Origin of the sequence: Methyloversatilis discipulorum, assembly GCF_000527135.1 — a bacterium.
In the GTDB taxonomy this organism is placed as follows: domain Bacteria; phylum Pseudomonadota; class Gammaproteobacteria; order Burkholderiales; family Rhodocyclaceae; genus Methyloversatilis; species Methyloversatilis discipulorum.
Genome location: NZ_AZUP01000001.1, coordinates 567,480 through 593,443, shown reverse-complemented (window position 1 = coordinate 593,443; position 25,964 = coordinate 567,480). Strand labels below are relative to the sequence as shown.

Annotated in this window: 27 protein-coding genes and 1 tRNA gene; 5 read left to right on the top strand and 23 right to left on the bottom strand. The window is 64.8% G+C overall.

What is annotated here, in order from left to right:
- Positions 1-33: 33 nt before the first annotated feature.
- The 4 genes from METFAM1_RS0102720 to METFAM1_RS0102705 are packed head-to-tail and all read left to right on the top strand — an operon-like array spanning position 34 to position 2,924.
- Positions 34-450, top strand: a complete 417-nt coding sequence (locus tag METFAM1_RS0102720; RefSeq protein ID WP_232419628.1) for an Mth938-like domain-containing protein — start codon at positions 34-36, stop codon at positions 448-450.
- Positions 451-486: 36 nt separating this feature from the next.
- A complete protein-coding gene (locus METFAM1_RS0102715) occupies positions 487-939 on the top strand; it encodes a peroxiredoxin (RefSeq protein WP_019918000.1) in 453 nt (150 codons plus the stop codon).
- Positions 940-987: 48 nt separating this feature from the next.
- A complete protein-coding gene (locus METFAM1_RS0102710; protein WP_019917999.1) occupies positions 988-2,442 on the top strand; it encodes a PhoH family protein in 1,455 nt (484 codons plus the stop codon).
- A 20-nt stretch (positions 2,443-2,462) separates the two neighbouring features.
- Positions 2,463-2,924, top strand: coding sequence for a MarR family winged helix-turn-helix transcriptional regulator (locus METFAM1_RS0102705; protein ID WP_019917998.1), 462 nt, complete (start codon positions 2,463-2,465; stop codon positions 2,922-2,924).
- 31 nt (positions 2,925-2,955) lie between these two features.
- Here the strand turns inward: METFAM1_RS0102705 and METFAM1_RS0102700 are convergent, their stop codons facing one another.
- From METFAM1_RS0102700 to rnr, 8 genes are all read right to left on the bottom strand, one after another.
- Entirely contained in the window at positions 2,956-4,050 is a 1,095-nt protein-coding gene (locus tag METFAM1_RS0102700; RefSeq protein WP_019917996.1) for a DUF748 domain-containing protein, read from the bottom strand.
- Between the two features lie 8 nt (positions 4,051-4,058).
- Positions 4,059-5,474: a replicative DNA helicase gene (dnaB, locus tag METFAM1_RS0102695; RefSeq protein ID WP_019917995.1), complete on the bottom strand. Its 1,416-nt coding sequence runs from the start codon at positions 5,472-5,474 to the stop codon at positions 4,059-4,061.
- A 189-nt stretch (positions 5,475-5,663) separates the two neighbouring features.
- The gene (gene rplI / locus METFAM1_RS0102690) at positions 5,664-6,113 is read right to left on the bottom strand and encodes a 50S ribosomal protein L9 (protein ID WP_024300398.1); all 450 of its coding nucleotides are present in this window, start codon (positions 6,111-6,113) and stop codon (positions 5,664-5,666) included.
- Positions 6,114-6,128: 15 nt separating this feature from the next.
- Positions 6,129-6,401 (bottom strand): 30S ribosomal protein S18, encoded by a 273-nt coding sequence (rpsR, locus tag METFAM1_RS0102685; protein ID WP_008058994.1) that lies wholly within the window; start codon positions 6,399-6,401, stop codon positions 6,129-6,131.
- Between the two features lie 32 nt (positions 6,402-6,433).
- Positions 6,434-6,769, bottom strand: coding sequence for a primosomal replication protein N (gene priB / locus METFAM1_RS0102680; protein WP_019917993.1), 336 nt, complete (start codon positions 6,767-6,769; stop codon positions 6,434-6,436).
- A complete protein-coding gene (rpsF, locus tag METFAM1_RS0102675; RefSeq protein WP_008058992.1) occupies positions 6,766-7,152 on the bottom strand; it encodes a 30S ribosomal protein S6 in 387 nt (128 codons plus the stop codon). Before rpsF ends, priB begins: the two co-directional genes overlap by 4 nt.
- A gap of 133 nt (positions 7,153-7,285) precedes the next feature.
- A complete protein-coding gene (gene rlmB / locus METFAM1_RS0102670) occupies positions 7,286-8,035 on the bottom strand; it encodes a 23S rRNA (guanosine(2251)-2'-O)-methyltransferase RlmB (RefSeq protein ID WP_019917991.1) in 750 nt (249 codons plus the stop codon).
- Entirely contained in the window at positions 8,032-10,617 is a 2,586-nt protein-coding gene (gene rnr, locus METFAM1_RS0102665; protein WP_019917989.1) for a ribonuclease R, read from the bottom strand. The genes rlmB and rnr overlap by 4 nt, the downstream gene beginning before the upstream one ends.
- 57 nt (positions 10,618-10,674) lie before the next feature.
- Between rnr and METFAM1_RS0102660 the strand changes: the two genes are divergently transcribed.
- Positions 10,675-10,759, top strand: a tRNA-Leu gene (locus tag METFAM1_RS0102660).
- Between the two features lie 115 nt (positions 10,760-10,874).
- Here the strand turns inward: METFAM1_RS0102660 and METFAM1_RS0102655 are convergent.
- From METFAM1_RS0102655 to rlmN, 15 genes are all read right to left on the bottom strand, one after another.
- Positions 10,875-12,179 carry an adenylosuccinate synthase gene (locus tag METFAM1_RS0102655; protein ID WP_019917988.1) on the bottom strand — a complete coding sequence of 435 codons (1,305 nt, stop codon included), beginning with the start codon at positions 12,177-12,179 and terminating at the stop codon, positions 10,875-10,877.
- A 2-nt stretch (positions 12,180-12,181) separates the two neighbouring features.
- Entirely contained in the window at positions 12,182-13,354 is a 1,173-nt protein-coding gene (locus METFAM1_RS0102650; RefSeq protein WP_019917987.1) for an ATP phosphoribosyltransferase regulatory subunit, read from the bottom strand.
- The gene (locus METFAM1_RS0102645) at positions 13,354-13,539 is read right to left on the bottom strand and encodes a DUF2065 domain-containing protein (RefSeq protein ID WP_019917986.1); all 186 of its coding nucleotides are present in this window, start codon (positions 13,537-13,539) and stop codon (positions 13,354-13,356) included. The genes METFAM1_RS0102650 and METFAM1_RS0102645 overlap by 1 nt, the downstream gene beginning before the upstream one ends.
- Positions 13,540-13,646: 107 nt before the next feature.
- Positions 13,647-14,528, bottom strand: a complete 882-nt coding sequence (gene hflC / locus METFAM1_RS0102640) for a protease modulator HflC (protein WP_019917985.1) — start codon at positions 14,526-14,528, stop codon at positions 13,647-13,649.
- Positions 14,528-15,739, bottom strand: coding sequence for an FtsH protease activity modulator HflK (gene hflK, locus METFAM1_RS0102635; protein ID WP_024300397.1), 1,212 nt, complete (start codon positions 15,737-15,739; stop codon positions 14,528-14,530). The genes hflC and hflK overlap by 1 nt, the downstream gene beginning before the upstream one ends.
- A 20-nt stretch (positions 15,740-15,759) precedes the next feature.
- Complete coding sequence (gene hflX, locus METFAM1_RS0102630; protein ID WP_019917983.1) at positions 15,760-17,025, bottom strand: GTPase HflX; 1,266 nt, start codon at positions 17,023-17,025, stop codon at positions 15,760-15,762.
- A gap of 36 nt (positions 17,026-17,061) precedes the next feature.
- Positions 17,062-17,301 carry an RNA chaperone Hfq gene (gene hfq / locus METFAM1_RS0102625; RefSeq protein WP_019917982.1) on the bottom strand — a complete coding sequence of 80 codons (240 nt, stop codon included), beginning with the start codon at positions 17,299-17,301 and terminating at the stop codon, positions 17,062-17,064.
- Between the two features lie 100 nt (positions 17,302-17,401).
- Entirely contained in the window at positions 17,402-18,730 is a 1,329-nt protein-coding gene (gene der, locus METFAM1_RS0102620) for a ribosome biogenesis GTPase Der (protein ID WP_019917980.1), read from the bottom strand.
- A 9-nt stretch (positions 18,731-18,739) separates the two neighbouring features.
- Positions 18,740-19,882 carry an outer membrane protein assembly factor BamB gene (gene bamB, locus METFAM1_RS0102615; RefSeq protein WP_019917979.1) on the bottom strand — a complete coding sequence of 381 codons (1,143 nt, stop codon included), beginning with the start codon at positions 19,880-19,882 and terminating at the stop codon, positions 18,740-18,742.
- Entirely contained in the window at positions 19,879-20,553 is a 675-nt protein-coding gene (locus METFAM1_RS0102610; protein ID WP_019917978.1) for a YfgM family protein, read from the bottom strand. The genes bamB and METFAM1_RS0102610 overlap by 4 nt, the downstream gene beginning before the upstream one ends.
- Before the next feature lie 41 nt (positions 20,554-20,594).
- Entirely contained in the window at positions 20,595-21,893 is a 1,299-nt protein-coding gene (gene hisS / locus METFAM1_RS0102605; RefSeq protein WP_019917977.1) for a histidine--tRNA ligase, read from the bottom strand.
- Between the two features lie 10 nt (positions 21,894-21,903).
- On the bottom strand, positions 21,904-23,157 hold the full coding sequence (gene ispG / locus METFAM1_RS0102600) for a flavodoxin-dependent (E)-4-hydroxy-3-methylbut-2-enyl-diphosphate synthase (protein ID WP_019917975.1): 1,254 nt from the start codon (positions 23,155-23,157) through the stop codon (positions 21,904-21,906).
- Complete coding sequence (locus tag METFAM1_RS0102595; RefSeq protein WP_157256656.1) at positions 23,157-23,993, bottom strand: helix-turn-helix domain-containing protein; 837 nt, start codon at positions 23,991-23,993, stop codon at positions 23,157-23,159. Before METFAM1_RS0102595 ends, ispG begins: the two co-directional genes overlap by 1 nt.
- 32 nt (positions 23,994-24,025) lie before the next feature.
- Entirely contained in the window at positions 24,026-24,856 is an 831-nt protein-coding gene (pilW, locus tag METFAM1_RS0102590) for a type IV pilus biogenesis/stability protein PilW (protein WP_024300396.1), read from the bottom strand.
- Complete coding sequence (rlmN, locus tag METFAM1_RS0102585) at positions 24,853-25,962, bottom strand: dual-specificity RNA methyltransferase RlmN (protein WP_019917971.1); 1,110 nt, start codon at positions 25,960-25,962, stop codon at positions 24,853-24,855. Before rlmN ends, pilW begins: the two co-directional genes overlap by 4 nt.
- Positions 25,963-25,964: the final 2 nt, after the last annotated feature.

Sequence of the window (25,964 nt, the reverse complement as noted above, 5' to 3'; positions counted from 1 at the left end):
GGCAAAACCGTTCTGGCGGCCACGACGATACAGTTGCGAACCACCCCGGACTTCTCCCCACGCGACGTGAAGCTGCACCAGACTCCCCGCCCCACCATTCCGCTGGTCACCGGCTTCGGCGACGGCTATCTGCAGATCGGCGAACGCCGGGTCACGCGCACCATCCTGATCGCGCCGGAGCAATTGCGCGAAGACTGGGGCGCCGACGACCTCGACCGCCTGAAGCCGGAAGACTTCACCGAACTCGCCGCGCTGCCGGTGCAGATCCTGCTGCTCGGCACCGGCCCGACCCAGCGCTTCCCGCACCCCTCTCTGCTGCGGCCGATGATCGAGGCCGGCATCGGCGTCGAGGTGATGGACACCCTCGCCGCCGCCCGCACCTACAACATCCTGGTAGCCGAAGGGCGAGCGGTGGCCGCCGCGCTGCTGCTGCCCGACGCGACATCCTGACCCCATCTTTCTGCAAGCACTGGAGACCGATACACGATGAGCGAAATCCGGGCTGACGACTTCACCCTGCCCTCCACCTCCGGCGCCGACTTCCTGCTGTCCGCCGCCGGCAAGCCGCTGGTGATCTACTTCTATCCGAAGGACAGCACACCGGGCTGCACCACTGAAAGTGCGGACTTCCGCGACCGCTACGCCGATCTCAAGGCGCTCGGCGCCGACGTGGTCGGCATTTCGCGCGACAGCATCAAGTCGCACCAGAACTTCAAGGCCAAGCTCGAGCTGCCTTTCGAACTGCTGTCCGACCCGGACGAGACGGCATGCACGCTGTTCGGCGTGATGAAGATGAAGAACATGTACGGAAAACAGGTGCGCGGTGTGGAACGCAGCACTTTCGTCATCGGTCCGGACAACCTTATCCTGCGAGAGTGGCGCGGCGTGAAGGTGCCGGGCCACGCGGAAGAGGTGCTCGCCTTCATCCGCTCGCTCTGAAACGCCGCACCCACGACACCACCCGAGACTTCACGCCCACAGGATCACATGGCCACCCGACGCCCCGCAGCAGCCCCTGCCCGCCGTTCCCGCAAGTCGCTCCCGGCCACCAAGCTCTTCGTTCTCGACACCAATGTGCTGATGCACGACCCGACGTCGCTGTTCCGCTTCGAGGAACACGACATCTTCGTGCCCATCATGACGCTCGAAGAACTGGACAACAACAAGAAGGGCATGACCGAAGTGGCGCGCAACGCGCGCCAGGTGAGCCGCCTGCTCGACGAGATCGTCAGCGGTGCCGAAGACAAGATCGCCGAGGGCATCCCGCTGGCCGCGGCATCAAGCGACCTCGCCAGCGGTCATCTGCTGCTGCAGACCGAAGCGATCAACGGCGTACTGCCGACCGCACTGCCGACCGCCAAGGCGGACAACCAGATCATCGCGGTGGTGATGCACCTGTCCGAGCGTCACCCGGGTCGTCAGGTCATCCTGGTGTCGAAGGACATCAATATGCGCATCAAGGCCCGCGCGCTCGGGCTGCATGCGCAGGATTACTTCAACGACAAGGTGCTCGAAGACACCGACATGCTCTACACCGGCACGCGCGAGCTGCCGGAGAAGTTCTGGGACGAGCACGGCGGCAACCTCGAGTCGTGGAAGGAAAACGGCCGCACGATGTACCGGGTCAAGGGTCCGCTGTGCCCGGACCTGCTGATCAACGAATTCGTCTACAAGGAAGCTGGCGCCAAGCAGGACAAGCCCTTCCACGCGCTGGTGCGCGAGCGCGCCGGCAAGACGGCGGTGCTGGAAACACTGGTTGACTACAGCCATCACAAGAATTCGGTCTGGGGCATCCTGGCGCGCAACCGCGAACAGAATTTCGCACTGAACCTGCTGATGAACCCCGAGGTCGACTTCATCACGCTGCTCGGTCAGGCCGGCACCGGCAAGACGCTGCTGACGCTGGCGGCGGGCCTCACCCAGGTTCTTGAAACCAAGCTTTACAGCGAAATCATCATGACCCGGGTGACCGTGCCCGTCGGCGAGGACATCGGCTTCCTGCCCGGTACCGAGGAAGAGAAGATGACGCCGTGGATGGGCGCACTCGAAGACAATCTGGACGTGCTGAACAAGACGGACGATCCGAATGGCTCAGGCGAATGGGGGCGCGCCGCGACGATGGATCTGATCCGCAGCCGCATCAAGGTGAAGTCGCTGAACTTCATGCGGGGGCGCACCTTCCTGAACAAGTTCCTCATCATCGACGAAGCGCAGAACCTGACGCCCAAGCAGATGAAGACGCTGATCACGCGCGCCGGCCCTGGCACCAAGGTCGTGTGCCTGGGCAACATCGCGCAGATCGACACCCCTTACCTGACCGAAGGCAGTTCCGGCCTGACCTATGTCGTCGACCGCTTCAAGGGCTGGCCGCACAGCGGTCACGTCACCTTGCAGCGCGGCGAACGTTCGCGTCTGGCCGACCACGCTGCCGAAGTACTCTGACACCTACGGAGGACATCGCCATGACCTTCATCGACCCGATGCTGCTGGACCAGCAGCTGTGTTTCGCCCTGTACGCCGCCGCCCACGCGATCACGCGCTGTTACACGCCGGGTCTGAAGGCGCTCGGGCTGACCTATCCGCAGTATCTGGTGATGCTGGTGCTGTGGCAGGAAGACGCGCTGACGCTGAAGGCGCTGGCCGAGCGGCTGGATCTCGATTCGCCGACGCTGACACCGCTGCTCAAGCGGCTTGAAGCGAACGGCTATCTCACCCGGGCGCGCAACCGCACGGACGAACGGGCACTCGAGATACGACTGACCGAGGCCGGCCACGCGCTGCGGGAACGAGCCGAGGAAGTACACGCGGAAGTCGCCCGTCAGTCCGGCCTGCCGCCGGACGCGATGGCGCGCATGCGGGCCGAACTGCAGCGCCTGAGCGCACAGCTCAAGGGCGCCGAACAGGCGCGGACACAGGCGGGTTGACCCACGCCCGGCGAGTGCGGCGGATCGGACATCAGTCGCCGAACAGCTTGCCGACGGCCTCCCCCACACCCTTTACCACCGAACTGCCGGCGTTGCCGACGCCGCGCACCAGGCCGCCAAGACTGACGCCGAGCGAATCGGCCATGGCGCTGGTGACGCGCGTCGCGAAGCCTTCGTTCAGCGAGAATTTCGGATCGTCGATGCGCCCTTCGAGCGTGAAATCGACGCTGATGCGCTCGTTCCTGTCCTTCATCAGCCCGACCACCGCCGCCCGCGGCATGCCCATGAAGGTGTTGCCGGAAGCCAGTTCGAGGCCGGTCAGCGTGAGCGTGCCCGGCGCCGTCAGGTGCTTGTCGGCAACGACTGGACGGATGTCCAGATCCATCGTGCCGCGCTTGACGCCGGTTTCCGCGGCCTGGATCAGATAGGGCTGGAAAGCGACCAGATCGACGCCGCGCAGCGAGAACTCGAGCTTCGCGTCGCGCGTGGCCAGCACGACCTCGCCATTCAGCGCCAGCCGACCGTCCTGTCGTGGCCCCTTGACGGTCCCGTCGATGACCAGCGTGGTCGTGCTGTCGAGCGCCGGCAGGTCGATCGGGCCGATGTCCGCGTTGAGCGCTGTCAGCGCCAGCCGGTGCGGCGTGCGCCGCACGCTGGCGTCGAAGAAGTCGAGCGTGCCGTCGCGCAGTTCGACTCGCGCGACGTGCACCGGCGGCATGCTGCCATCCGTGTCGGCAGCCGAGCCCGTTTCGAGCAGGGCGGGCAGCACGCGCAAGCCACCTTGGCGGGTACGCAGCATGGACAGATAGGCGCCCTCGACGGTAATGCGCGCGATGCGTACGCGCGCCGACAGCAGGTCGCGCAGTTGCGGCACCACCTCGACACGCTGCGCGCGCAGTTCGTCCTCAGCCGGCCACGGCGCGTCGCCGTCACGCTGCGCACGGATGCGCACTGCATGCAGCACGACCGCGTCCAACCCGACCTCGATGCTTGCCACCTCACCGCGCGGCCCCAGCGCCGCCTCGACCTGGCTGCGCAACATGTGCAACGCGAACTGGAAGGCGGCGACACCGACCACCGCCAGAACGGCGATGACGATGGCGAGGCGACGCAGCCAGACCGTCACGCGCTGCCTCAGTAGGAACCGGGCCGTGCGGCGTTGACGAACTTCGTGTGCTCGCCCTGGAAGCCGAGCACCACGGTGCCGGTCGGACCGTTACGATGCTTGCCGATGATGATTTCGGCGAGCCCTTTGTCCTGGGTGTCCGGGTTGTATACCTCGTCCCGATAGATGAACATGATGATGTCGGCGTCCTGTTCGATGGCGCCGGATTCGCGCAGGTCACTCATCACCGGCCGCTTGTTCGGACGCTGCTCCAGCGCGCGGTTCAGCTGCGACAGCGCGATGATGGGCACGTGCAGCTCTTTCGCCAGCGACTTGATCGCGCGCGAGATTTCCGAAATCTCTGCGGTCCGGTTCTCGCCGTCGCGGGTGCCGGACATCAGCTGCAGGTAGTCGATGACGATCAGACCGAGCTTGCCGCACTGACGATACAGCCGGCGTGCGCGTGCGCGCAGGTCGGTCGGGTTGATGCCGCCGGTCTCGTCGATATGGATCGGCGCCTCGTGCAGCTTGCCCAGCGCCATGGTCAGCCGGCCCCAGTCGTCGTCGGTCAGGCGGCCGGTGCGCAGGCGCCCCTGATCGATCTTGGCAACGGAGGACACGAAACGCATGGCCAACTGGGTACCCGGCATTTCGAGCGAGAAGATGGCGACCGGCAAGCCGAGCTCGACCGCGACGTGTTCGCAGATATTGAGCGCGAACGTGGTCTTGCCCATCGCCGGACGGCCGGCCACGATGATCATGTCTCCGGGCTGCAGGCCAGCCGTCTTGTCGTCCAGATCGACGTAGCCGGTCGGCACGCCGGTGACTTCCGACGGATCGTCGCGGTCGTACAGCTCCTGGATGCGATTGACCACCTGCACCAGGATGGGCTGGATGGCGACGAATCCGGTACTGGCCGAAGCGCCCGCTTCGGCGATCTCGAAAATCTTCGACTCGGCTTCGTCGAGCAGCGTCTTTGCATCGCGTCCGCGCGGCGTCAGCGCATTGGCTGCGATCTCGTCGCCGACGCTGACCAGCTTGCGCAGGATGGCGCGCTCGCGGACGATTTCAGCATAGCGTCGTATGTTCGCCGCTGACGGCGTGTTGTTGGCGATCTCGCCCAGATAGGCAAGGCCGCCGGTCTGCTGCGCCTCGTCGCCCTTCTCGATCGATTCATAGACGGTCACGACGTCGGCCGGCTTGCCCTGCTCGATCAGCTTGGCGATGTGGCGGAAGATGCGGCGATGGTCGTCGCGATAGAAATCGGATTCGCTGACCTGGTCGCCTACGCGGTCCCAAGTGCTGTTGTCCAGCAGCAGGCCGCCGATCAGCGATTGCTCGGCCTCGATCGAATGAGGCGGCAGCTTCAGCGCCGCCACCTGTCTGTCCTGCGCGGCCTGGGCGGCTTGGGCGTCCGGACCGGGTGCGTTGCGCACGCTGCTCATGATGTCTTTTTCATTCTGGAGAACTTGCCGGGGCAATCCCGCAATCTAGCCGCGCAGCGTCTGCACGACAACTGCACAAGCTGTGGAAAAGCTGTGGGCTTCGCTGTGGATGAAACGCTCGTCAGGACGGACGTCAACGAAAAAGGCCACCCGCAGGTGGCCTTTCCGACGCAGCCCGAAGGCCGACGATCAATGCTCGCCGAGCACCGACACCGTCACGGTGGCGATCACGTCCGAGTGCAGCGCGATCTCGAACTGGGCGTCGCCAACGGCCTTCAGCGGGCCGTCCGGCATGCGCACCATCGACTTGTCCACCGCGAAGTTCTGAGCGGCCAGCGCTTCAGCGATGTCGGCCGTCGACACGGAACCGAACAGGCGGCCATCGACACCGGCCTTGCGGGTGATCTGCACCATGAAGCCTTCCAGCTTCTCGGCGACGGCCTTGGCAGCGGCCAGACGTTCGGCAGCGGCCTTTTCCAGTTCGGCACGGCGAGCTTCGAAAGCCGCCAGATTTTCCGGCGTCACGCGCTTGGCGCGGCCGGTCGGGATCAGGAAGTTGCGGGCGTAACCGTCACGCACCTTCACCACATCGCCCAGATCGCCGAGCTTGGCGACCTTGTCCATCAGGATTACTTGCATGGTCGTCTCCCTCGATTACTGGTGCAGGTCGGTGTAAGGCATCAGCGCCAGGAAGCGTGCGCGCTTGATGGCGGTCGACAGCTGACGCTGGTAGCCGGCACGGGTGCCGGTCAGGCGTGCCGGCATGATCTTGCCGTTTTCGGAGATGAAGTCCTTCAGGATTTCAACGTCCTTGTAGTCGATCTCTTCGATCTTCTCTGCGCTGAAGCGGCAGAACTTGCGGCGCTTGAACATGCTGCGCGAGCCGCGATCGTCCTTCTTCTTGCCGTTCTTCGGTCTGAAAGCCATGGTGGTTTCCTTCCACTGTTGCGACGCCGGGCTCAGTTGCCCGAGGTCACGAATTCGATACGAGTTATGTGCATGACGCCCTGTCTGCTTTTCGCACTGCGGGCTGCCATGAATCCTTCTGCGATCAACGACGTTCCGAGCGGGGCTTGAGCGAGCATCCTTGCCAGGTCTCCCAGCAGCACGAAATCGGTTTCAAACCGTACTTCGCGTTGCGCACCGTTTTCGATCTGCTGCGAGAAGTGCTCAAGGCATCCACGCAGGATCGGCACGCCGGCCGGGGTCTGTCTCAGTGCGTCGCGTTCGATCAGCGTGGCGGACAAGGTGAAGCTGTTTGCCGCCGGGCCGACCGCACCCTGCCCTTCGGTCAAGCCGCCGGCTGTTCCGCAGCCGGGGCAGCGGCTTCAGCAGCCGGTGCCAGCAGCGAACGCGACTTCTCTTCCTTCATCATCGGCGACGGCGTAACGACAGCCTTGCGCATCTTGATGGTGAGGTGGCGGAGAACGGCGTCGTTGAACTTGAAGGCGTGCTCGAGTTCCGCCAGCGTTTCGCCGTCGCACTCGATGTTCATCAGCACGTAGTGAGCCTTGTGCACCTTCTGGATCGGGTAGGCCAGCTGACGGCGACCCCAGTCTTCCAGGCGGTGGATGCTGCCGTTACGGCCGGTGACCAGCGTACGGTAGCGCTCGACCATGGCGGGCACTTGCTCGCTCTGGTCCGGATGGACGATGAAAACCACTTCGTAATGTCGCATGTAATCTCCTTGCGGTTCAGTGCCGGGCAGATACGAGCCTGTCCGGCGGTTACACCTCCCGGCATGCGAATCCGGTGAGGCAAGGTAAGCCCGCGAGTATAGCGCGCGGGTCGTGATTCTTACAAGCCGGCCGTCAGCCGCCCTTTGCCGTGCGCTGGCGCCGCGCCTCGAACAGGCACACGCCGCTGGCCACCGACACATTCAGGCTTTCGACCGTGCCGTGCATCGGGATCGACGCCAGCACATCCACCGTTTCGCGGGTAAGCCGGCGCATGCCGTCGCCCTCCGCACCGAGCACCCAGGCCACCGCGCCCGACTGGTCGACCGCGTACATCGACTTGTCGGCCTCACCGGCCGCGCCGATGGTCAGAATGTCGCGTTCCTTCATCTCGCGCAGACTGCGCGCCAGATTGGTCACCGTCACGTACGGTACGGTGTCGGCCGCGCCACTGGCCACCTTGATCGCCGTTGCGTTCAGGCCGACCGCGCGGTCGCGCGGTGCGACCACGGCGTGCGCACCGGCCGCATCCGCCACGCGCAGGCAGGCGCCGAGGTTGTGCGGATCCTGGATGCCGTCGAGCACCAGCAGCAGCGGCGGCTCGGACAGCGTGTCCAGCACGTCGTCGAGCGAGCGATAGGGAATCTGCGCCAGCACGCGCGCCACGACGCCCTGGTGACGCGCGGCGCCGCCGGCGAGCCCGTCAAGGCGCGCCGGCTCCATCTGCACCCACTTGACGCCGGACGCCTCGGCAGCGCGAATCAGGTCGCGCATGCGACCGTCCTGGCGTGCAGTGGAAACGAACAGCTCCTTCACCGCATCCGGGGCGTGGCGGATCTTCGCGGTGACCGCGTGGAAACCGAAGATGTAGCGGGTATCGCTCATTCGCGCACCCTCCGCTTCGGCACTGCCGACTTCGGTGTGCGGGAGCCGCTCTTCTTGGCGGCGGACGGCTTCTTCGCCGGGGCTTTGCTCACTGCGCTCTTCTTTCCAGTCGTCTTCTTCGTTACGCTCTTCGCCGTCTTCTTCGCTGCCGGCTTCGGTGCCGCAGCCTTGCTGCCTTTGGGCTTGGCCGCCCGGGCGGGCGGTTCAGTACGCGGCGCGGGCGCTGTCACGTCCGGCGCAACGGGTTTTGCCTTTGCGTGCGATACCGGCTTCGCCTCCCGCGCAGACGCGTCGCTCTCGACACGCCGGCGCGAAGCCGCGCCGGTCGGCCCCGGCTTGGGCATCAGCTTCGCCTGCTGCGGCACACGACCGAAGTCCCGCTCGGCACCGCCAGCGAGTCGGAAATCGATGCGCGTGTTGTCGAGATCGACCCGCACGACCTGGATGCGCACGCGATCGGCCAGACGATAGATGCGGCCGCTGCGTTCACCAACCAGGCGATGCTTGCCTTCGTCGTAATGGAAGTAGTCGGCGCCGAGGTCGGAAATATGCACCAGGCCTTCGATGAACACGTCATCGAGCGCAACGAACAGGCCGAAAGGCACGACCGCCGACACGCTGCCCTCGAATTCCTCGCCGACACGGTCCTGCATGAAGTAGCACTTGAGCCAGTTCGTCACGTCGCGGCTGGCCTCGTCGGCGCGTCGCTCGGTGGTCGAGCAGTGCAGACCGATGTCGGACCAGTCGCCCGGCTCGTACTTCTTCTTCGCCAGCGCCGCCTTGATCGCACGATGCACGAGCAGGTCGGGGTAACGGCGGATCGGCGACGTGAAATGAGTGTACGCCTCGTAGGCCAGGCCGAAGTGACCGACGTTGTCGGGGCTGTAGATGGCCTGGCGCAGCGAGCGCAGCATCACCGTCTGCAGCAGCTGGCGGTCGGGGCGGTCGCCGATGCGTTCGAGCAGCGCAGCGTAGTCCTTCGCGTGCGGCTTGTCGCCGCCGCCAAGCTGGAAGCCGAATTCGCCGAGGAAGGCGCGCAGCTTCTGCAGGCGGTCTTCGCTCGGACCTTCGTGCACACGGTACAGCGTGTCCTGCCCGCTCTCCTCGAGGAAGCGCGAGGCGCAGACATTGGCCGCCAGCATGCACTCCTCGATCAGCCGGTGCGCGTCGTTGCGCGCGTACGGCACGATGCGCTCGATCTTGCCGGCATCGTTGAACAGCATCTGCGTCTCGACCGTTTCGAAGTCGATGGCGCCGCGCTTCGCCCGCGCCTTGCCGAACACGCGGAACACCGCGTCCAGCGCTTCGAGGCGCGGCAGCAGCGGCTTGAGCCGCTTGCGCGCGTCGGCGTCCTTGTCGTACAGCGCGGCGGCGACCTCGGTGTAGGTAAGGCGCGCCTTGGAATTCATCACCGCGGCGTAGAAGCGGTAACGCTGGATCACGCCCGCAGCAGACACGTCCATGTCGCACACCATGCACAGGCGGTCGACCTGCGGATTGAGCGAGCACAGTCCGTTGGACAGCTTCTCCGGCAGCATCGGGATCACCCGGCGCGGGAAGTAGACCGAATTGCCGCGCTCGAAGGCCTCGGCATCGAGCGCGGTGCCGGGCTTCACGTAATGACTCACGTCGGCAATCGCGACGACGAGGCGGAACCCCCTGCCCTGTTTCTCGCAGTAGACGGCGTCGTCGAAATCCTTCGCCGTTTCACCATCGATGGTGACCAGCTCCAGGTCGCGCAGATCGACGCGGCCAGCGCAATCCTTCTCGCGCACTTCGTCCGGCAGACGCTTGGTTGCCGCCAGCACCTTGGCCGAGAACTCGTGCGGCATGTCGTGCTTGCGCAGCGCGATCTCGATCTCCATGCCCGAGTCGCCGTAGTTGCCCAGCACCTCGACCACGCGACCGATGGGCGGCGTATAGCGCGTTGGCTGTTCGATCAGTTCGACCTCGACCACGGCACCGGCCGTCGCCTTCAGCGCGCGCTTGCCCTTCTCGGGAGCGGCCAGCACGATCTGCTGGCGGATGCGACGGTTCTCGGCGATGCAGAACTGCACGCCGTGCTCCTCGACCACGCGGGCGATCAGACGCGTGTTCGCGCGCTCGGTCACCTCGACCACCTTGCCCTCGGGCCGGCCGCGGCGGTCGGTGCCGCTGATGCGCACCAGCACGCGGTCACCGTGCAGCACGCTGCGCATTTCCTGCGCGCTCAGAAAGATGTCCTTGCGCTCCGCCTTGGCCCCGGGCGGCGTCTTGTCGTCGCCGACGATGACGAAGCCGAAACCATCGGGATGCCCCTCCACGCGACCGGCGATCAGATCGGCCTTGTCGGGGATGATGTAGGCGTCGCGACGATTGCGCATCAGCTGCGCCTCGCGCTCCATCGCGCCCAAGCGACGCACGAAGTAATCGCGCTCGTGCGGCAGTATGTCGAGTGCCTGGACCAGTTCGTCGGCACTCATCGGAACCGCTGCCTGCTCAAGCACTTGAACGATGTACTCGCGGCTCGGCAAGGGGTTTTCGTAGCGAGCGGTTTCACGCTCGAAGAAGGGATCCGCGCGGCGGATCTTGCTCAGTTTCACTTTTTTCTCTTTTTCTCTTGACAACGTAGATGCCTAGTATAAAATGCGCAGCCTCTTGCCCAGGTGGCGAAATTGGTAGACGCGCTAGTTTCAGGTACTAGTGCCGCAAGGTGTGGAGGTTCGAGTCCTCTCCTGGGCACCAAACAAGCCAGCAGAAAAGCCGACAGAAATGTCGGCTTTTTTGTTTTCTGCTGCCGCCAAAAACAAAAAATCCGCACGCCCCTTCTGGGGCATGCGGTTCATCAGGCCCGTCAACCTCACTCGAAAGGATGACGCAGCACGATGGTCTCTTCACGATCGGGGCCGGTCGAAATCATGTCGACCGGCACGTCGCACAAGGCCTCGATGCGCGCGATGTAGGCGCGCGCATTGGCCGGCAGATCCTCCACCCGCTTCGCTCCCACCGTCGTACCCTCCCAGCCGGGCAGCGTCTCGTAGATGGGCTCGCAGGCACCGACGCGCTCCGACCCCAGAGGCAGCAGGTCGGACACCTCACCGTTGACGCGATAGCCGGTACAGACCTGCAGTTCCTCGATGCCGTCGAGCACGTCGAGCTTGGTCAGACACAGGCCGGTCACGCCATTGATCTGGATCGAACGGCGCAGCGCAGCCGCGTCGAACCAGCCGCAGCGGCGCACGCGGCCGGTCACCGTTCCACGCTCGTGACCGATGGTCGACAGGTGATGGCCGACGCTGCCCTCTTCCTCGATCGGCAGTTCGCTCGGGAAGGGGCCAGAACCGACACGGGTCGTATAAGCCTTGGTGATACCCAGCACGTAATGCAGCATGCCCGGACCGACGCCTGCTCCGGCACTGGCTGCACCCGCCACGCAGTTGCTCGACGTGACGAAGGGATAGGTGCCGTGATCGACATCGAGCAGCGTACCCTGGGCGCCTTCGAACAGCAGGTTGTCGCCACGCTTGTGCGCGGCGTGCAGCAGCGCCGACACGTCGGCCACCATGGGCAGCAGGCGAGGCGCCAGCGCAAGGACGTCGTCCAGCGTCTGCTGGTAGTCGACCGGCTTGGCGCCAAGCTGCTTCTCCAGCAGGAAGTTGTGGAATTCCATCACCTCGCGCAGCTTCTCGGCAAAGCGCTCGGGATGGAAGAGGTCGAGCACGCGCAGCGCGCGGCGCGCGACCTTGTCTTCGTAGGCCGGGCCGATGCCCTTGCCAGTGGTACCGATCTTGGCGCCGCCACGTGCGTCTTCACGCGCGATATCGACCGCGCTGTGGAAAGGCAGGATGAGCGGGCAGGCCTCGCTCACCTTCAAGCGCGAACGCACCTCGATGCCACCCGCTTCCAGCTTGTCGATTTCCGACAGCAGATGGGAAGCCGACAGCACGACGCCATTGCCGATGTAGCAGGCGACGCCGTCGCGCATGATGCCGGACGGGATCAGGTTCAGCGCGTACTTCTGCCCCTTGATGACCAGCGTGTGGCCCGCGTTGTGGCCGCCCTGGAAGCGCACGACGCCCTGCGCGTGATCGGTCAGCCAATCGACGACCTTACCCTTGCCCTCGTCGCCCCACTGGCTGCCGATGACCACTACGTTCTTTGCCATGCTCAAACCTTTCTTTCGAGCGGCTTCACCTGCCACTCACCTTCAACAAATACCAGCTGGCGAGTGCACGCCAGTTCCTGCACATCGTCGTCGTGACCGGGCAGTGCCGCAATCACCGTTTCACCTTGCACCCGCAGCGCACTCACGCGGGCACGCAGCGCGGCGTCAGAGACCGCCGGCGCAAGAATGGCCGACTTCGCCTCGACCGTCGGTGCAAGCTGCGCCAACTGACGCAGATCGAGGCTGAACCCGCTTGCCGGCCGCGACCGTCCAAAAGCCTTGCCCACTTCATCGTAGCGCCCGCCCAGCGCGATTGCCTGCGCCTGACCGGCGCAATAGACCGCGAAGCTCACTCCGCTGTGATAGTGGTAGCCGCGCAGATCGGCCAGATCCACACCCGCCACGGCCGGATCGATTGCCGCCGCGAGCTGCGCCAATGCGTCCAGCGCCTGGCCGATGTCCGGCCAGTCCGGCAATTCCGCACGCGCCCTCGCCAGTACATCGATCTTGCCGTACAGCCCCGGCAGCGCCATGAAGGCGTCGCGCACCTGGGCCGGTTCGTCGACGAGCAACTGGCGCAGCGCCGGCAGGTCCTTGCACTGCAGCGCGGCAAACAGCTCCTGCTCGCCGTCCTCGCTGCGCAGCGCCGCGGATTGCAGGCGCGAAGCCAGTGCGCGGAACACGCCGACGTGGCCGAGATCGACGCGCGCCGGTTGCACACCCGCCACCTCGAGCGCACGCAACAGCAGGCCGATCAGCTCGACGTCGGCTTCGATACCTGCGTGACCATACAGCTCGGCGCCGAGTTGTATCGGCTCACGCGTCGCATTGAAGCCGGACGGCAGCGCATGCACGACCGGACCGCAGTAGCACAGACGCACGACACCGTTTCGATTGAGCAGGTGCGAGTCGATGCGCGCCACCTGTGGCGTGATGTCGGCACGCAGCCCCATGGTGCGACCCGACAGCTGATCGACCAGCTTGAAGGTACGCAGATCCATGTCGCGGCCACTGCCGGTCAGCAGCGACTCGATGTACTCGACCAACGGGGGGGAAACCAGCTCGTAACCGTGCAGAGCAAATTCGTCGAGCAATCCGCGGCGCAGACGCTCGACCTGCCGTGCTTCATCGGGGAGCAGGTCTTCTATGGATTCAGGAAGCAGCCAGCGACGCATCACTTGAACAGCGCGATCAGCGCGATACCGATAATCATTGAAGTCAGGCCAACGAAGCGCAACTGGCCGTCTGCCAGTTCGGTCGCCCGTCGGAAGGTGTCGCGCCACAGACGGGGCGCGACAAAGGGGAGCACACCCTCGATGACGAGCATGAGCCCCACAGCGATCAACAGGATTGATTCCATCAGCAAAAAAGGCACAGCCCGCAATGCGGGCTGTCGCCTTCGATCCGGTTCCCTTGTGGAACAACCCGTGGACTATACAGCACGCCCACCGGCTTCACCCGCTGTGTTTACTTCCCGGGCGCCTTCGAACCATTCTTCAGATAGCGGAAGAAATCCGAATTCGGCTCGATCACAAGCACGTCGCTCTTGCTGCGGAAACTTTTCTGATAAGCGTCCATGCTGCGATAGAAAGCGTAGAACTCGGGATTGGAGCCAAACGCACTGCCGTAGATCGCGGCCGCTTGGGCATCGCCCTCGCCCTTGATCTTCTGCGCTTCGCGGTAGGCTTCGGCAACGATGATTTCGCGCTGGCGATCGGCATCGGCGCGAATCTTCTCGGCCTCGGCCGAACCACGCGAACGCAGTTCGTTGGCCACGCGCTTGCGCTCCGCTTCCATCCGGCGGTAGACCGATTCCGACACTTCGCTCGGCAGGTCGACGCGTTTGAGACGCACGTCGACGATCTCGACGCCAATCTTCACCGCATCGACGTTGGCCTTGCTGCGCATGTCTTCCATGATCTTGTCGCGCTCGCCGGACACGACCTCGTGCACGGTGCGGCGACCGAATTCCTCGCGCAGGCCCGCATTCACGGTCTGCAGCAGGCGCGTTTCCGCCAGCCGTTCGTTGCCGCCCACCGAAATGTAGTACTGCTTGACATCAGTGATGCGCCACTTCACGAACAGGTCGACCAGCACGTTCTTCTTTTCCGACGTGATGAAGCGCTCGGGGTCGGCACTGTCCAGCGTCAGGATGCGACGGTCGAACACGCGTACGTTCTGCACCAGTGGCCACTTGAAATGCAGGCCCGGCTGTTCGATCACGTTACGGACTTCGCCAAGCTGGAAAACGATCGCGTACTGACGTTGATCCACCGTGAACAGCGAGGTGGACGCGAGCACGATGGCGAGGATGATGCTGCCCAGCAGCAGCGGAAGCTTTTCCTTCATCAACGCTCTCCCCGCTCACGCGAGCGCAGCGCTTCACGGTTGCGCGCATCATTTGCCGTCTGGTCGCTCATCAGCGGCGGCAGCGTCATCGGCTCAGCCGGACGGGCAACGCCATCAGTCGACACACCCGACTGCTGCATCAGCTTGTCCAGCGGCAGGTACAGCAGGTTGCCGCTGCCCTTGGCGTCGATCATCAGCTTGCTCGTATTGGTCATGATCTGCTGCATGGTGTCGATGTACATGCGCTGGCGCGTCACTTCGGGTGCCTTCACGTATTCTGAGAGCACCTGCTTGAAGCGGCTGGCGTCACCTTCCGCGGTCGCGATGATGCGCTGCTTGTAACCGTTGGCTTCTTCCATCAGACGCGAGGCGGTACCGCGCGCCTTCGGAATGACATCGTTTGCGTAGGCCTGACCCTCGTTCTTCTGCCGTTCAAGATCCTGACCCGCCTTCACCGCGTCGTCGAACGCGGCCTGAACCTGCTCCGGCGGCTGGGCGTTCTGCAGCGTCAGCTTGCTGATCTGGATGCCGGTCTGATAGCGGTCGAGGATCTGCTGCATGATGCGCTGCGCATCGACGGCGATCTGTTCGCGCCCTTCGTACAGCACGAAGTCCATCTTGCTCTTGCCGACGATCTCGCGCATTGCGGTCTCGGCCGCGTGCACCACCGTGTCTTCCGGCAGGCGGTTCTGGAACAGGTAGGCGACCGGATCCTTCAGGATGTACTGCACCGCGAACTGGATGTTGATGATGTTCTCGTCGTCGGTGAGCATCAGCGCTTCGTTCAGCACCTTGTTGCGCTCACTGCCGCGGTAGCCGATTTCGACCGTGCGCACGCCGGTCAGATTGACCAGCTCGTGCGAATCGATCGGAAACGGCAGGCGCCACTGCAGGCCCGGCTCGGTCGTTTCGTGCAGCTTGCCGAAGCGCAGCACGACGCCGCGCTGGCTGGCATCCACGATATAGAGACCGCTGGCCAGCCAGACGATGAGCACCAGGCCGAGAATGATGCCGATGCCACCACCGAACTGACGTGGGCCGACCGGCGGACGCGCCTCGTTGCCTCCATCGCCCGAGGACTTGCCGCCGAACATGCCGGACAGTCGACGATTGAAGTCACGCCAGAGATCTTCCAGATCGGGCGGTCCCTGGTTGCCGCCCTTGTTGCCGTTGCCGCCCTGATTGCCCCAGCGGGGGTCATTGAGCGACATCAAGATCGCATTGAGCACGTTCAGACTGGATAAGTAAGGATGGATGAGTCGGGTGAAGCGTTCGCTCCGTCGGCTGACGAAGCTTCATCACCCGCCGACGGTGAGATGACTGGGAGTGCAGACCTCGGAGAGGGTTCCAGATTCAGCCCACGCGGATCGTCGTTCGGCGATTTCCGGTTGGCGGCAGCTATTCGTTCGTCAATCAGGCGCTGTGTGACTGCCGCCCTCAGATCGGCGAGCCCTGCGCCCGTACGAGCGCTTACACGCGCCGTTTGAATGGTATCACAGGCCCCGGAATCGGCCCCGGGCGCCAAAGCGGGCACCAGATCGACCTTGTTCAGCACACGTATCTGCGGCACCGCATCGGCACCGATTTCCGCCAGCACCTTGTCCACCGCTGCGATCTGCGCGTCACGATCAGGGGCCGACGCATCGATCACGTGCAACAGCAGATCGGCGCCCGCGGTCTCTTCGAGCGTTGCATGGAAGGCGGCGACCAGCGTGTGCGGCAGATCGCGGATGAAACCCACGGTATCTGACAGCACCACCTGGCCGAAGTCGCCGAGGTAAAGCTGGCGCGATGTCGTGTCCAGCGTCGCGAACAACTGGTCCGCGGCGTAGGTGCCAGCTTTGGTCAGCGCATTGAACAGCGTTGACTTGCCGGCGTTGGTATAACCGACCAGGGCGACGACCGGCGTTTCCCGGCGCTCGCGCGACTTGCGCCGCACGCCACGCTGACGCTCGACGCGCTCGAGCTTTTCTTTCAGCGCCTTGACGCGTTGCCCGAGCAGACGGCGGTCGGTTTCGAGCTGGGTTTCGCCCGGACCGCGCAGGCCGATGCCGCCCTTCTGCCGTTCCAGGTGAGTCCAGCCGCGCACGAGGCGAGTCGCCAGGTGTTCGAGCTGAGCGAGTTCGACCTGCAGCTTGCCCTCGTGGCTGCGCGCACGCAGCGCGAAGATGTCGAGAATGAGCGCATTGCGGTCGATCACACGACGCGACAACGCGCGCTCTAGATTGCGCTGCTGGCCCGGCGACAGTTCGTGGTTGAACAGGACGATGTCGGCCTCGTTGGCGTTGGCCAGATCGAGGATTTCCGCGACCTTGCCCTTGCCGGCGAAGGTGGCCGGGTCCGGCGACTGCCGGCGCCCACCGACGCGAGCGACCGGCTCGGCACCGGCACTGCGCACCAGCAGCGTGAATTCGTCGAGACGGTCTTCGTAGTCCCTCGCGCCAAGGTCGAGCTGGACGATGACCGCACGCTCCCCACCTGACGGACGATCAAACATCCGCGCAGGCTTTCATGGAAGAGATCTGGAACGGAATCAACTGCCCTCGCCCTGGTCGTGCTGGATATTGACCGGACGGGCCGGCACGACGGTGGAAATCGCGTGCTTGTAAACCATCTGGGTGACCGTGTTCTTCAGCAGCACGACGTACTGATCGAAAGACTCGATCTGGCCCTGCAGCTTGATGCCATTGACCAGGTAAATCGCGACCGGAACGTGCTCACGGCGCAGGGTGTTGAGGAAGGGGTCTTGTAGCATTTGCCCTTTGTTGCTCATGGGAACACCTCTTGTATATTTGAAATTCAACTGTACTGGATTTTTTGATGCACCGCAGCCTTGGACGCGGCGTCAGCCGATTTGATCCCGGAGCGGCCGATCATTTTTCCCGTGCGGCAAAAGGGTTGTGCGCGGTGCGGAACTGAACCCGCAAGGGCGTGCCCTGAAGCTTGAAGGTTTCGAGGAAACTGCGTTCGAGAAAACGCCGGTAACTGTCGGCAATGTGCTCCAGCGCGCTGCCGTGAATCACGATGACCGGCGGATTCATTCCACCCTGGTGCGCGTAACGCATCTTCGGACGGAAAAGGCCGTGCTTGGGCGGCGCCTGCTTTTCGACCGCTGCCTGCAACGCCCGTGTCAGACGCGGCGTCGGCAGCTTGATCATCGCCGCTGCGTAGGCGGCGTCCACGGCGCCGAAAATGCCGCTGACGCCCTGCCCCTCCAGCGCCGAAATGTAGAGCTGGCGGGCGAAGCCGAGGAAACCCAGCTTGCGCGCAATCTCGCGCTTGAAGATTTCGCGGCGGTAGCTGTCAACCGCGTCCCACTTGTTGACCACCAGCACCAGCGCACGGCCGCTCTCGACGATGAAACCGCCGATGTGGGCGTCTTGATCAGACACTTCCTGGGTCGCGTCGAGCACCAGTACGCAGACGTTGGACTGCTCGATCGCCTGCACTGTCTTGATCACCGAGAACTTCTCGATCGACTCGAATACCCGGCCTTTGCGCCGCAGCCCGGCGGTGTCGATCAGCGTGTACTCCTTGCCGCCACGCTGGAACGGAATGCTGATCGCGTCGCGCGTGGTGCCGGCCTGGTCGAAGGCGATCACACGCTCCTCACCGAGCAGCGCGTTGATCAACGTCGACTTGCCGACATTCGGACGACCGGCCACGGCAATCTTCGGGCCGCGGACATCGTCTTCGTCCTGCGGATCCTGCGGGAAAGGTTCGAGGCAGTGATCGACCAGATTGCGCACGCCCTCGCCATGGGCCGACGAAATGACGTGGATGTCGCCCAGTCCGAGTTCATGGAACTCGGCCGCGACGATTTCGCGCCGCATGCCCTCGGCCTTGTTCACCGCCAGCACCAGCGGCTTGCCGACGCGGCGCAGCCGGGCCGCGATTTCGCGGTCGTGCGCGGTCAGACCGGCGCGGCCATCGACGATGAACACCAGCACATCGGCTTCGGCGATCGCCTGCTCGGCCTGCTGCGCCATCTCGACCATGATGCCGTCGCGCGCGGTCGGCTCGAAGCCGCCGGTGTCGACCACCAGAAAGGGGCGGTCGCCCATGCGGCCGTTGCCATAGTGGCGATCACGGGTCAGCCCGGGAAAATCGGCGACCAGCGCATCGCGCGTCTTGGTGAGGCGGTTGAACAGTGTCGACTTGCCCACATTGGGGCGACCGACCAGTACCAGTACGGGTTTCAAATCAATTCCTCAGCGTGCCGACAGCGCGCGCACGCTGCCGGCGCGGCTCTGGGCGATGAATGCGCGTCCGTAAGGCTGCATCGCCGCGTTGATGGCACTGCCGTCACCATTCAGGCGGGCGGCAAAAGCGCCGTTCTCGCGCTGCAGCAGGTGCACGATACCTTCGACATCGCTGACCGCAACAAATCCCTCAAGTGCCAGCGGCTTGCCGGGGAAACGGCCGGCCAGCTTGTCCTGCTTCCACAGGCTGGCGCCGGTGGCGCGATCCAGCGCATGCACGGCACCCTTGTCATCGCTGATGTAGAGATTCTGTGCATCGATGTCGATGCCGGCGCTGCTCGAAATGTCGCGCGTCCAGACGGTGGTTCCGCTGCTCAGCTCGAAGCAGGCGACGCGTCCCTGGAAGGCGGCAGCACACACTTCACGGCCGGCGATCACCGGCGGGCTGGTCACGTCGGCGATGCGCTCCAGCTCAGTCGAGCCCTTGGGCAGCGCGACGTTCGATTCCCACACTGCGGAACCGTTGGTGCGATTGATCGCCACCAGCTTGCCGCCGGGGAATCCGGCCAGCACCAGCGACGGCGTCGTGATCAGTCCGGCGTGGGTGCGTAGCGTCAGCGCCGGATTGGCGCGCTGGTAGTTCCACTTGCGGGCACCGTCGGCGGCCGCAAAAGCCTGGATGCGGCTGTCGGCGCTGCGCACGAACACCATGTCGTCCGACACTTCGGGCGCGCTGAGCACTTCCGACGTGACGCTGCCCTGCCACATCGGCTTGCCGTCGGCGGAAAAGGCGAGCACTTCGCCCTTTTCGGTACCGACCACCAGCATGCGCTCATTGGCGCCGACGCCGCCCGACAGATTCTTGCCGGCGTCGATCTTCCAGATCTGCCGGCCGTCGTCGATGCGCGCGATCGAACCTTCGCGCGAGGCGACATAGACCGTCCCGCCGATCACCGCCGGTTCGAACACGAAATTTTCCGACTTGCCGGCGCCGAAGCGCCATACCTCGGCCAGCTGCGCCGTCGGCTGGATCACGCCCAGCGGCGGAACCTTGGGTTTGGACGGGCCGCTGAACGGATTCAGACTGTCCAGCGACAGCGACGAACATCCGCTCAGCGCCGCGACGAGCAGCAGGGCCGAAGCACGTTTCACTGCTTGCCTCCCACGGCGTCCAGCTTGATTTCGATCACGCTGCGGTAGCCCTGCTGGGCCAGCGAAGCGGCCGCGCCTTCGGCCTTGATCATGTCGTCCAGCTTGGTCAGCGCGGACTGATAGGCGGCACGCGCCTCGTCACGCTGGTCGCGCATCAGGTGCAGGTCGCCACGTGCTTCGAGGAAGCGGGCCTCCAGCGAGGCCTCGGCCTTGCCGTCGAGCAGCTTCGCGGCGTCGTCGAACGCCTGCTCCTCGATCAAGACGTAGGCCAGGCGCAGGCGGGCCAGATCGCGCAGCACGTCCTCCGGCGCCTTGTCCTTCACCCATTCGAGCTGCGCGCGGGCCGTCTTGGTATCGCTGTTCTCGACATGCACCTTGGCCGACAGCAGTGCGCCCAGCGACGCATACGGGCTGCTGGCGTAGTGTTCGGTCAGTTCTCCAGCCGCTTCGCGCGTCTTCTTCAGGTCGCCTGCCAGTGCCGCCTCCTGCAGCGTGTCGAACACGGCACTCGCCTTGACCGACTGGTCACGGTTGTACCAGCTCCAGGCCTGCTGGCCGATGATGGCAGCCGAAATGGCGATCACCACCCAGGTGATCGCATTGCCCCACTGGTTCCACCACGCCTTGATGGCGGAGAGCTGTTCCTGTTCTTCCAGATCGAGTGCTGCCATGGTGTCGGCTCCTGCCCGGTAATCCGGTTATTGAAAGTTCGTTATTGGAAAGTGTCGTCGCGGTCGCTGACGAAGTCGTCCAGCAGCATCGCAGCCAGATGTTCGCCGACGTCGTCGAGATTGACGCGCATCTGCTCGCCACCGCGCAGCGGCTTGAAGGTCACTTCGCCGGCAGCGACCTCGTCCTCGCCGAGGATGAGTGCCACCATGGCACCGGACGCATCAGCGCGCTTCATCTGCGACTTGAAGCTGCCGCCGCCGCAGTGCATCAGCGTTGCGAAACCGCCGTCACGCAGACGCTCGGCCAGCGTAAAGGCGGCCGCCTGGGTGCCGGCGCCGGAGTGCGCGATGTAGACCTCGACCCGATCGACCAGCGCGTCGGCCTGCGTCGCGTCCCACAGCGCCATCAGGCGCTCGATGCCCATGGCGAAACCGGCGGCCGGCGCCGGCTTGCCGCCGAGCTGGGCGATCAGGCCGTCGTAGCGACCGCCGGCACACACCGTGCCCTGGGCGCCGAGCTGATCGGTCACCCACTCGAACACGGTGAGGTTGTAGTAATCCAGCCCGCGAACTAGGCGCGGGTTGATGCGGAACGGGATGTTGGCCGCGCGCAGCGTGTCCTGTATCGCGGTGAAATGTGCCAGCGATTCCTCACCCAGGTAGTCGGACAACTTGGGCGCCGCTTCGACCAGCGCCTGCATGGCCGGGTTCTTGGTATCGAGGATGCGCAGCGGATTGCTGTGCAGCCGGCGCTTCGCGTCCTCGTCGAGCTGCGCCTGATGTGCCTCGAAATAGGCGATCAGTTCGGCGCGGTGCTTCAGTCGTTCTTCCGGCGAACCGAGCGAGTTGATTTCGAGCTTGATGCCCATCAGGTCCAGGTCGTCCCACAGGCGCTGGCACATGATGATCAGTTCGGCGTCGATGTCCGGCCCGGCATAGCCCAGCGCTTCCACACCGACCTGATGGAACTGCCGGTAGCGGCCCTTCTGCGGACGCTCGTGGCGGAACATCGGACCCATGTACCAGAGCTTGCGCGGGCTGTCGTACAGCAGGTTGTGCTCGGTCACCGCGCGCACGCAGGAGGCCGTGCCCTCGGGGCGCAGCGTCAGGTTCTCGCCATTGAGCGCGTCCTCGAAGGAATACATTTCCTTCTCGACGATGTCGGTCACTTCACCGATGGCGCGCTTGAACAGCGGCGTGTGCTCGAGCAGCGGCATGCGGATCGGCCGGTAGCCGTAGCCGCGCAGCCAGTCGCGCACGATGATTTCGAATGCTTCCCAGCGTTCCGCCTCGTCCGGCAGGATGTCGTTCATGCCGCGAACGGCTTGCAGTTTGCTCATTGTTCTTCGTTCAGGCGCCGGTGCTGCCGGCGATCTTCTTGGTGTAGGTGCGGGCTACGTAGGCATCGACGATGCCGCGGAACTCCGCCGCGATGTTGTCGCCCTTCAGCGTGACGGTCTTCTCGCCGTCCTCGAACACCGGCGCGACCGGCGTTTCGCCGGTGCCCGGCAGCGAAATGCCGATGTTGGCGTGCTTGCTCTCGCCCGGCCCGTTCACGACACAGCCCATGACGGCCAGCGTCATGCGTTCGACGCCGTCGTAATGCGTCTTCCACTCCGGCATCTTGTCGCGTACATAGGTCTGGATGTCGGCGGCCAGTTCCTGGAAGAAGGTCGAGGTCGTGCGACCGCAGCCGGGACAGGCGGCAACCATGGGCGTGAACGCACGCAACCCCATGGTCTGCAGCATTTCCTGGGCAACGATCACTTCCTTCGTGCGGTCGCCGTTCGGCTCCGGCGTCAGCGACACCCGAATGGTGTCGCCGATGCCCTGCTGCAGCAGCACCGACATCGCCGCGGTCGACGCGACGATGCCCTTGGAACCCATGCCCGCTTCGGTCAGGCCCAGGTGCAGCGGGTAGTCGCAGCGCTTGGCCAGTTCGGAATAGATGGCGATCAGGTCCTGCACACCGCTCACCTTGCAGGACAGGATGATCTTCTCCGGCGACAGCCCCCACTCAACCGCCTGCGCCGCACTTTCCAGTGCCGAGGTAACCATGGCTTCGCGCATCACTTCGACCGCATCCTTGGGCTGCGGCCGACGCGCGTTTTCATCCATCACGCGGGCGAGCAGCGCCTGGTCCAGGCTGCCCCAGTTCACGCCGATGCGCACCGGCTTGTCGTAGCGGCAGGCGACGTCGATCAGTGCGGCGTACTGCTCGTCGCGCTTGCTGCCCTTGCCGACATTGCCAGGGTTGATGCGCAGCTTGTCGAGCACCTCGGCGCAGACCGGGTGTTCGCGCAGCAGCTTGTGGCCGTTGAAATGAAAGTCGCCGACCAGCGGCACGTCGACGTTCATCTTCAGCAGCTGCTCGCGCACCTTGGGCACCGCGGCCGCGGCTTCCATCGTGTTCACGGTGATGCGCACGATCTCCGAGCCAGCGCGCGCCAGTTGAGCGACCTGGATCGCGGTCGAGATGTGATCTTCGGTATCGGTGTTGGTCATCGACTGCACCACCACCGGTGCAGCCGATCCGATCACGACGCCGCCGACGCGCACGGTGCGCGTCGCACGACGGGAAATGGCAGAGGACAGTTCACTCATCATTCGAGCCTCAGACGGGCGACATCGACCTTGGTCGCCGGCGCCAGATCGTGCGGCGTGCCGTCGACGCTCAGACGGACCGATTTCGCATTGCCGATCACCAGCGATACCGGGAACACCACACCGACACTGCGCGAACTGCCGGCGCGATTGAGTTCGGACAGGACAATCCGATCCTGCGCGTCGCGGATCTCGACCCAGGAGTCGGCCGTGAAGGTGAATGCAAGCTGCCGCTGCCCCGCCACCGGCGGCGCACTGGCGGTTTCGGCCGGCGGCGGCGGGGAAGCCTCGGGCAAGGCTGCCGCGAGCGTCGCCTCGGTCGCGACCGCATCGGCCGCCTGCGCATCCGCGCTCGGGGTCGCCGGCTCGGTCTCGTTCTCGGGCTCGGCCACGGCGTCCACCGGCGGCATCACCGCTTCCTGCTCCACCTGCACTGACTCACCGGGCGGCGCGGTCCAGAACTCGGACCACAGATAGAGCGCGATCGCCACGACGACCGGCACGCTGAGTGCGAACAGCGGCAGCAACCACTTGCGGCGCGAAGACTGCACCGGCATCGCGACACCGACATCGGCCTGTTCGACCAGCAGCGGCGTCGCCCGGACCTGCTGCTGGTCGAGCTGCACCAGCAACGCTTTCGGATCGAGGCCGATCAGGGCCGCGTAGTTGCGGATGAAGCCACGGGCGTAGGTCGGATTCATCAGCTCCGCGTAGGCGTCGGCTTCGATGGCCTCGACCTGGCGCGCAGCCAGCTTGATCGCGGCGCCCACCCCTTCGACGGTCATGCCACGCGATTCGCGCGCGCGCCGGAGCTGCGCCCCGACCGACTGCTGCAAAGATGACTCCTGCACTGCGTTATCGACCGTCATCAGTCGTAGTTCCCCTGCATCAGCGCCTGGTGCTGCGGCGTACCGGCAAAGCGGCGGCGCAACTGACCGGCAAACCCCGATTCCGACGCCTTGTCACCGAGCTTGCGTTCGATACGCACGGCCAGCCAGAGACTTTCCGCCACCGGGTCGGTCTTGGCGTGGAAGTCGCTCAGATACTTGCGCGCCTCGTAGAAGTTCGCCCGGCGATAGAACAGGGCCGCGAGGTTGTAGAGCGCCTGCAGGTTGTCCGGATCGGCGTTGATCGCACGCAGGAAATTCACCTCGGCCCCGGCCAGATCGCCCGCCTCCATCGCACACAGACCGGCATTCGTGTAGGGGCGGGTCGGGTGCGCATAAAGCGGGTTCTTGATCGCCGTATTGAACAGTTCCATCGCACGTGCGTGCTCACCGCTCTGGCACAGGAACCAGCCGAAATTGTTGTTGATGTCCGGGTCGCTGGGCGACAGGCGCAATGCCTTTTCGAAGTTCTCCCGCGCCTGCGGACGCTCCTGCAGGTACATGTGGGCAAGACCCATCAGATTGTAGGCGGGGCCGTAGGACGAATCGTCGCGCAAGGCCTGCCGGCCTTCGTCCAGCGCCACCGCGACATTGCCCGCCTCCAGATAAGCCAGACCGAGCTCGGTGTGCGATTTGGCGCGGGTGCGGGCGGCGCCGGTAACGATGTTCTCGACCGGCCGGTAGTCGGACGCCGGCGTAGACGGGGCGTTCGGTGCGGCGGTGCCCGGCCGGGCCGTCTGGCCACCGGCGCACCCGGCCAACAGCCATACCGCGGACAGCGCGGCGGCCGCGCCTGCAATCAATCTTTTCACCGTGCGGGAACCTCCTGGATCGGAATGGTCTTGCGGGTGCGCCGGGTGCGGTCGAGCACCTGGCCGGCGAGCTGGCCGCATGCGGCATCGACGTCGTCACCGCGCGTCTTGCGCGTCGTGGTGACGATGCCTTCGGCCATCAGGATTTCGGAAAAGCGGCGGATGCGCTCCTTCGACGAACGCCCGAAAGGCGCCTGCGGGAACGGGTTGAACGGTATCAGGTTGTACTTGCACGGCACCTGGCGGGCGATATCCACCAGCTGGCGCGCATGATCGTCACTGTCGTTCACACCGTCGAGCATGACGTACTCAAAGGTGATGAAATCGCGCGGCGCGCGATCGAGATAACGCAGGCAGGCGGCCAGCAGCTCGCGCAGCGGGTACTTCTTGTTGATCGGCACCAGCTCGTCGCGCAGCGCATCGTTCGGTGCGTGCAGCGACACTGCCAGCGCCACCGGGCAGGCGTCGCGCAGGCGATCCATCGCCGGCACGATGCCCGAGGTCGACACCGTCACACGACGGCGCGACAGGCCGTAGGCATTGTCGTCCAGCATCAGCTTGAGCGCGGCCACCGTGGCGTCGAAATTGGCCAGCGGCTCGCCCATGCCCATCATGACGACGTTGGAAATCACGCGCTCACCGTCGTTCTCGCCGCCACGCACGGCGCCAAGCGCACGGTTGGCGAGCCAGAGCTGGCCGATGATTTCCGACACTTCGAGATTGCGGTTGAAACCCTGCTTGCCGGTCGAGCAGAAAGCGCAGTCCAGCGCGCAACCGGCCTGCGTCGAAATGCACAGCGTGCCGCGACGCTCTTCCGGAATGAACACGGTTTCCACCGCATTGCCGGCACCGACATCGATCAGCCATTTGCGCGTGCCGTCGGTACTGGTGCTGTCACGCACCGGCACCGGGGCCTCGACGCAGGCAATGTCCGCCAGCTTGGCACGCAAGGACTTGGCGACATCGCTCATCGCGTCGAAATCGCCTTCGCCATTGCGGTGTATCCACCGCATCACCTGCCGCGCGCGGAAGGGCTTCTCGCCCAGACTCGTGAAGAAGTCGGCGAAGCCCTCGGCGTCGAATTGCAGCAGGTTGGTGCGGGTCACTC

Bases quoted from the DNA above. Each gene is read 5' to 3' on its own strand.
- METFAM1_RS0102715 (WP_019918000.1), top strand. From the start codon at position 487: ATGAGCGAAATCCGGGCTGACGACTTCACCCTGCCCTCCACCTCCGGC.
- METFAM1_RS0102710 (WP_019917999.1), top strand. From the start codon at position 988: ATGGCCACCCGACGCCCCGCAGCAGCCCCTGCCCGCCGTTCCCGCAAG.
- METFAM1_RS0102705 (WP_019917998.1), top strand. From the start codon at position 2,463: ATGACCTTCATCGACCCGATGCTGCTGGACCAGCAGCTGTGTTTCGCC.
- dnaB (WP_019917995.1), bottom strand. From the start codon at position 5,474: ATGAGCAGCGTGCGCAACGCACCCGGTCCGGACGCCCAAGCCGCCCAG.
- rplI (WP_024300398.1), bottom strand. From the start codon at position 6,113: ATGCAAGTAATCCTGATGGACAAGGTCGCCAAGCTCGGCGATCTGGGC.
- rpsR (WP_008058994.1), bottom strand. From the start codon at position 6,401: ATGGCTTTCAGACCGAAGAACGGCAAGAAGAAGGACGATCGCGGCTCG.
- rpsF (WP_008058992.1), bottom strand. From the start codon at position 7,152: ATGCGACATTACGAAGTGGTTTTCATCGTCCATCCGGACCAGAGCGAG.
- rlmB (WP_019917991.1), bottom strand. From the start codon at position 8,035: ATGAGCGATACCCGCTACATCTTCGGTTTCCACGCGGTCACCGCGAAG.
- METFAM1_RS0102655 (WP_019917988.1), bottom strand. From the start codon at position 12,179: ATGGCAAAGAACGTAGTGGTCATCGGCAGCCAGTGGGGCGACGAGGGC.
- METFAM1_RS0102650 (WP_019917987.1), bottom strand. From the start codon at position 13,354: ATGCGTCGCTGGCTGCTTCCTGAATCCATAGAAGACCTGCTCCCCGAT.
- METFAM1_RS0102645 (WP_019917986.1), bottom strand. From the start codon at position 13,539: ATGGAATCAATCCTGTTGATCGCTGTGGGGCTCATGCTCGTCATCGAG.
- hflC (WP_019917985.1), bottom strand. From the start codon at position 14,528: ATGAAGGAAAAGCTTCCGCTGCTGCTGGGCAGCATCATCCTCGCCATC.
- hflK (WP_024300397.1), bottom strand. From the start codon at position 15,739: ATGTCGCTCAATGACCCCCGCTGGGGCAATCAGGGCGGCAACGGCAAC.
- hflX (WP_019917983.1), bottom strand. From the start codon at position 17,025: ATGTTTGATCGTCCGTCAGGTGGGGAGCGTGCGGTCATCGTCCAGCTC.
- hfq (WP_019917982.1), bottom strand. From the start codon at position 17,301: ATGAGCAACAAAGGGCAAATGCTACAAGACCCCTTCCTCAACACCCTG.
- METFAM1_RS0102610 (WP_019917978.1), bottom strand. From the start codon at position 20,553: ATGGCAGCACTCGATCTGGAAGAACAGGAACAGCTCTCCGCCATCAAG.
- hisS (WP_019917977.1), bottom strand. From the start codon at position 21,893: ATGAGCAAACTGCAAGCCGTTCGCGGCATGAACGACATCCTGCCGGAC.
- ispG (WP_019917975.1), bottom strand. From the start codon at position 23,157: ATGAGTGAACTGTCCTCTGCCATTTCCCGTCGTGCGACGCGCACCGTG.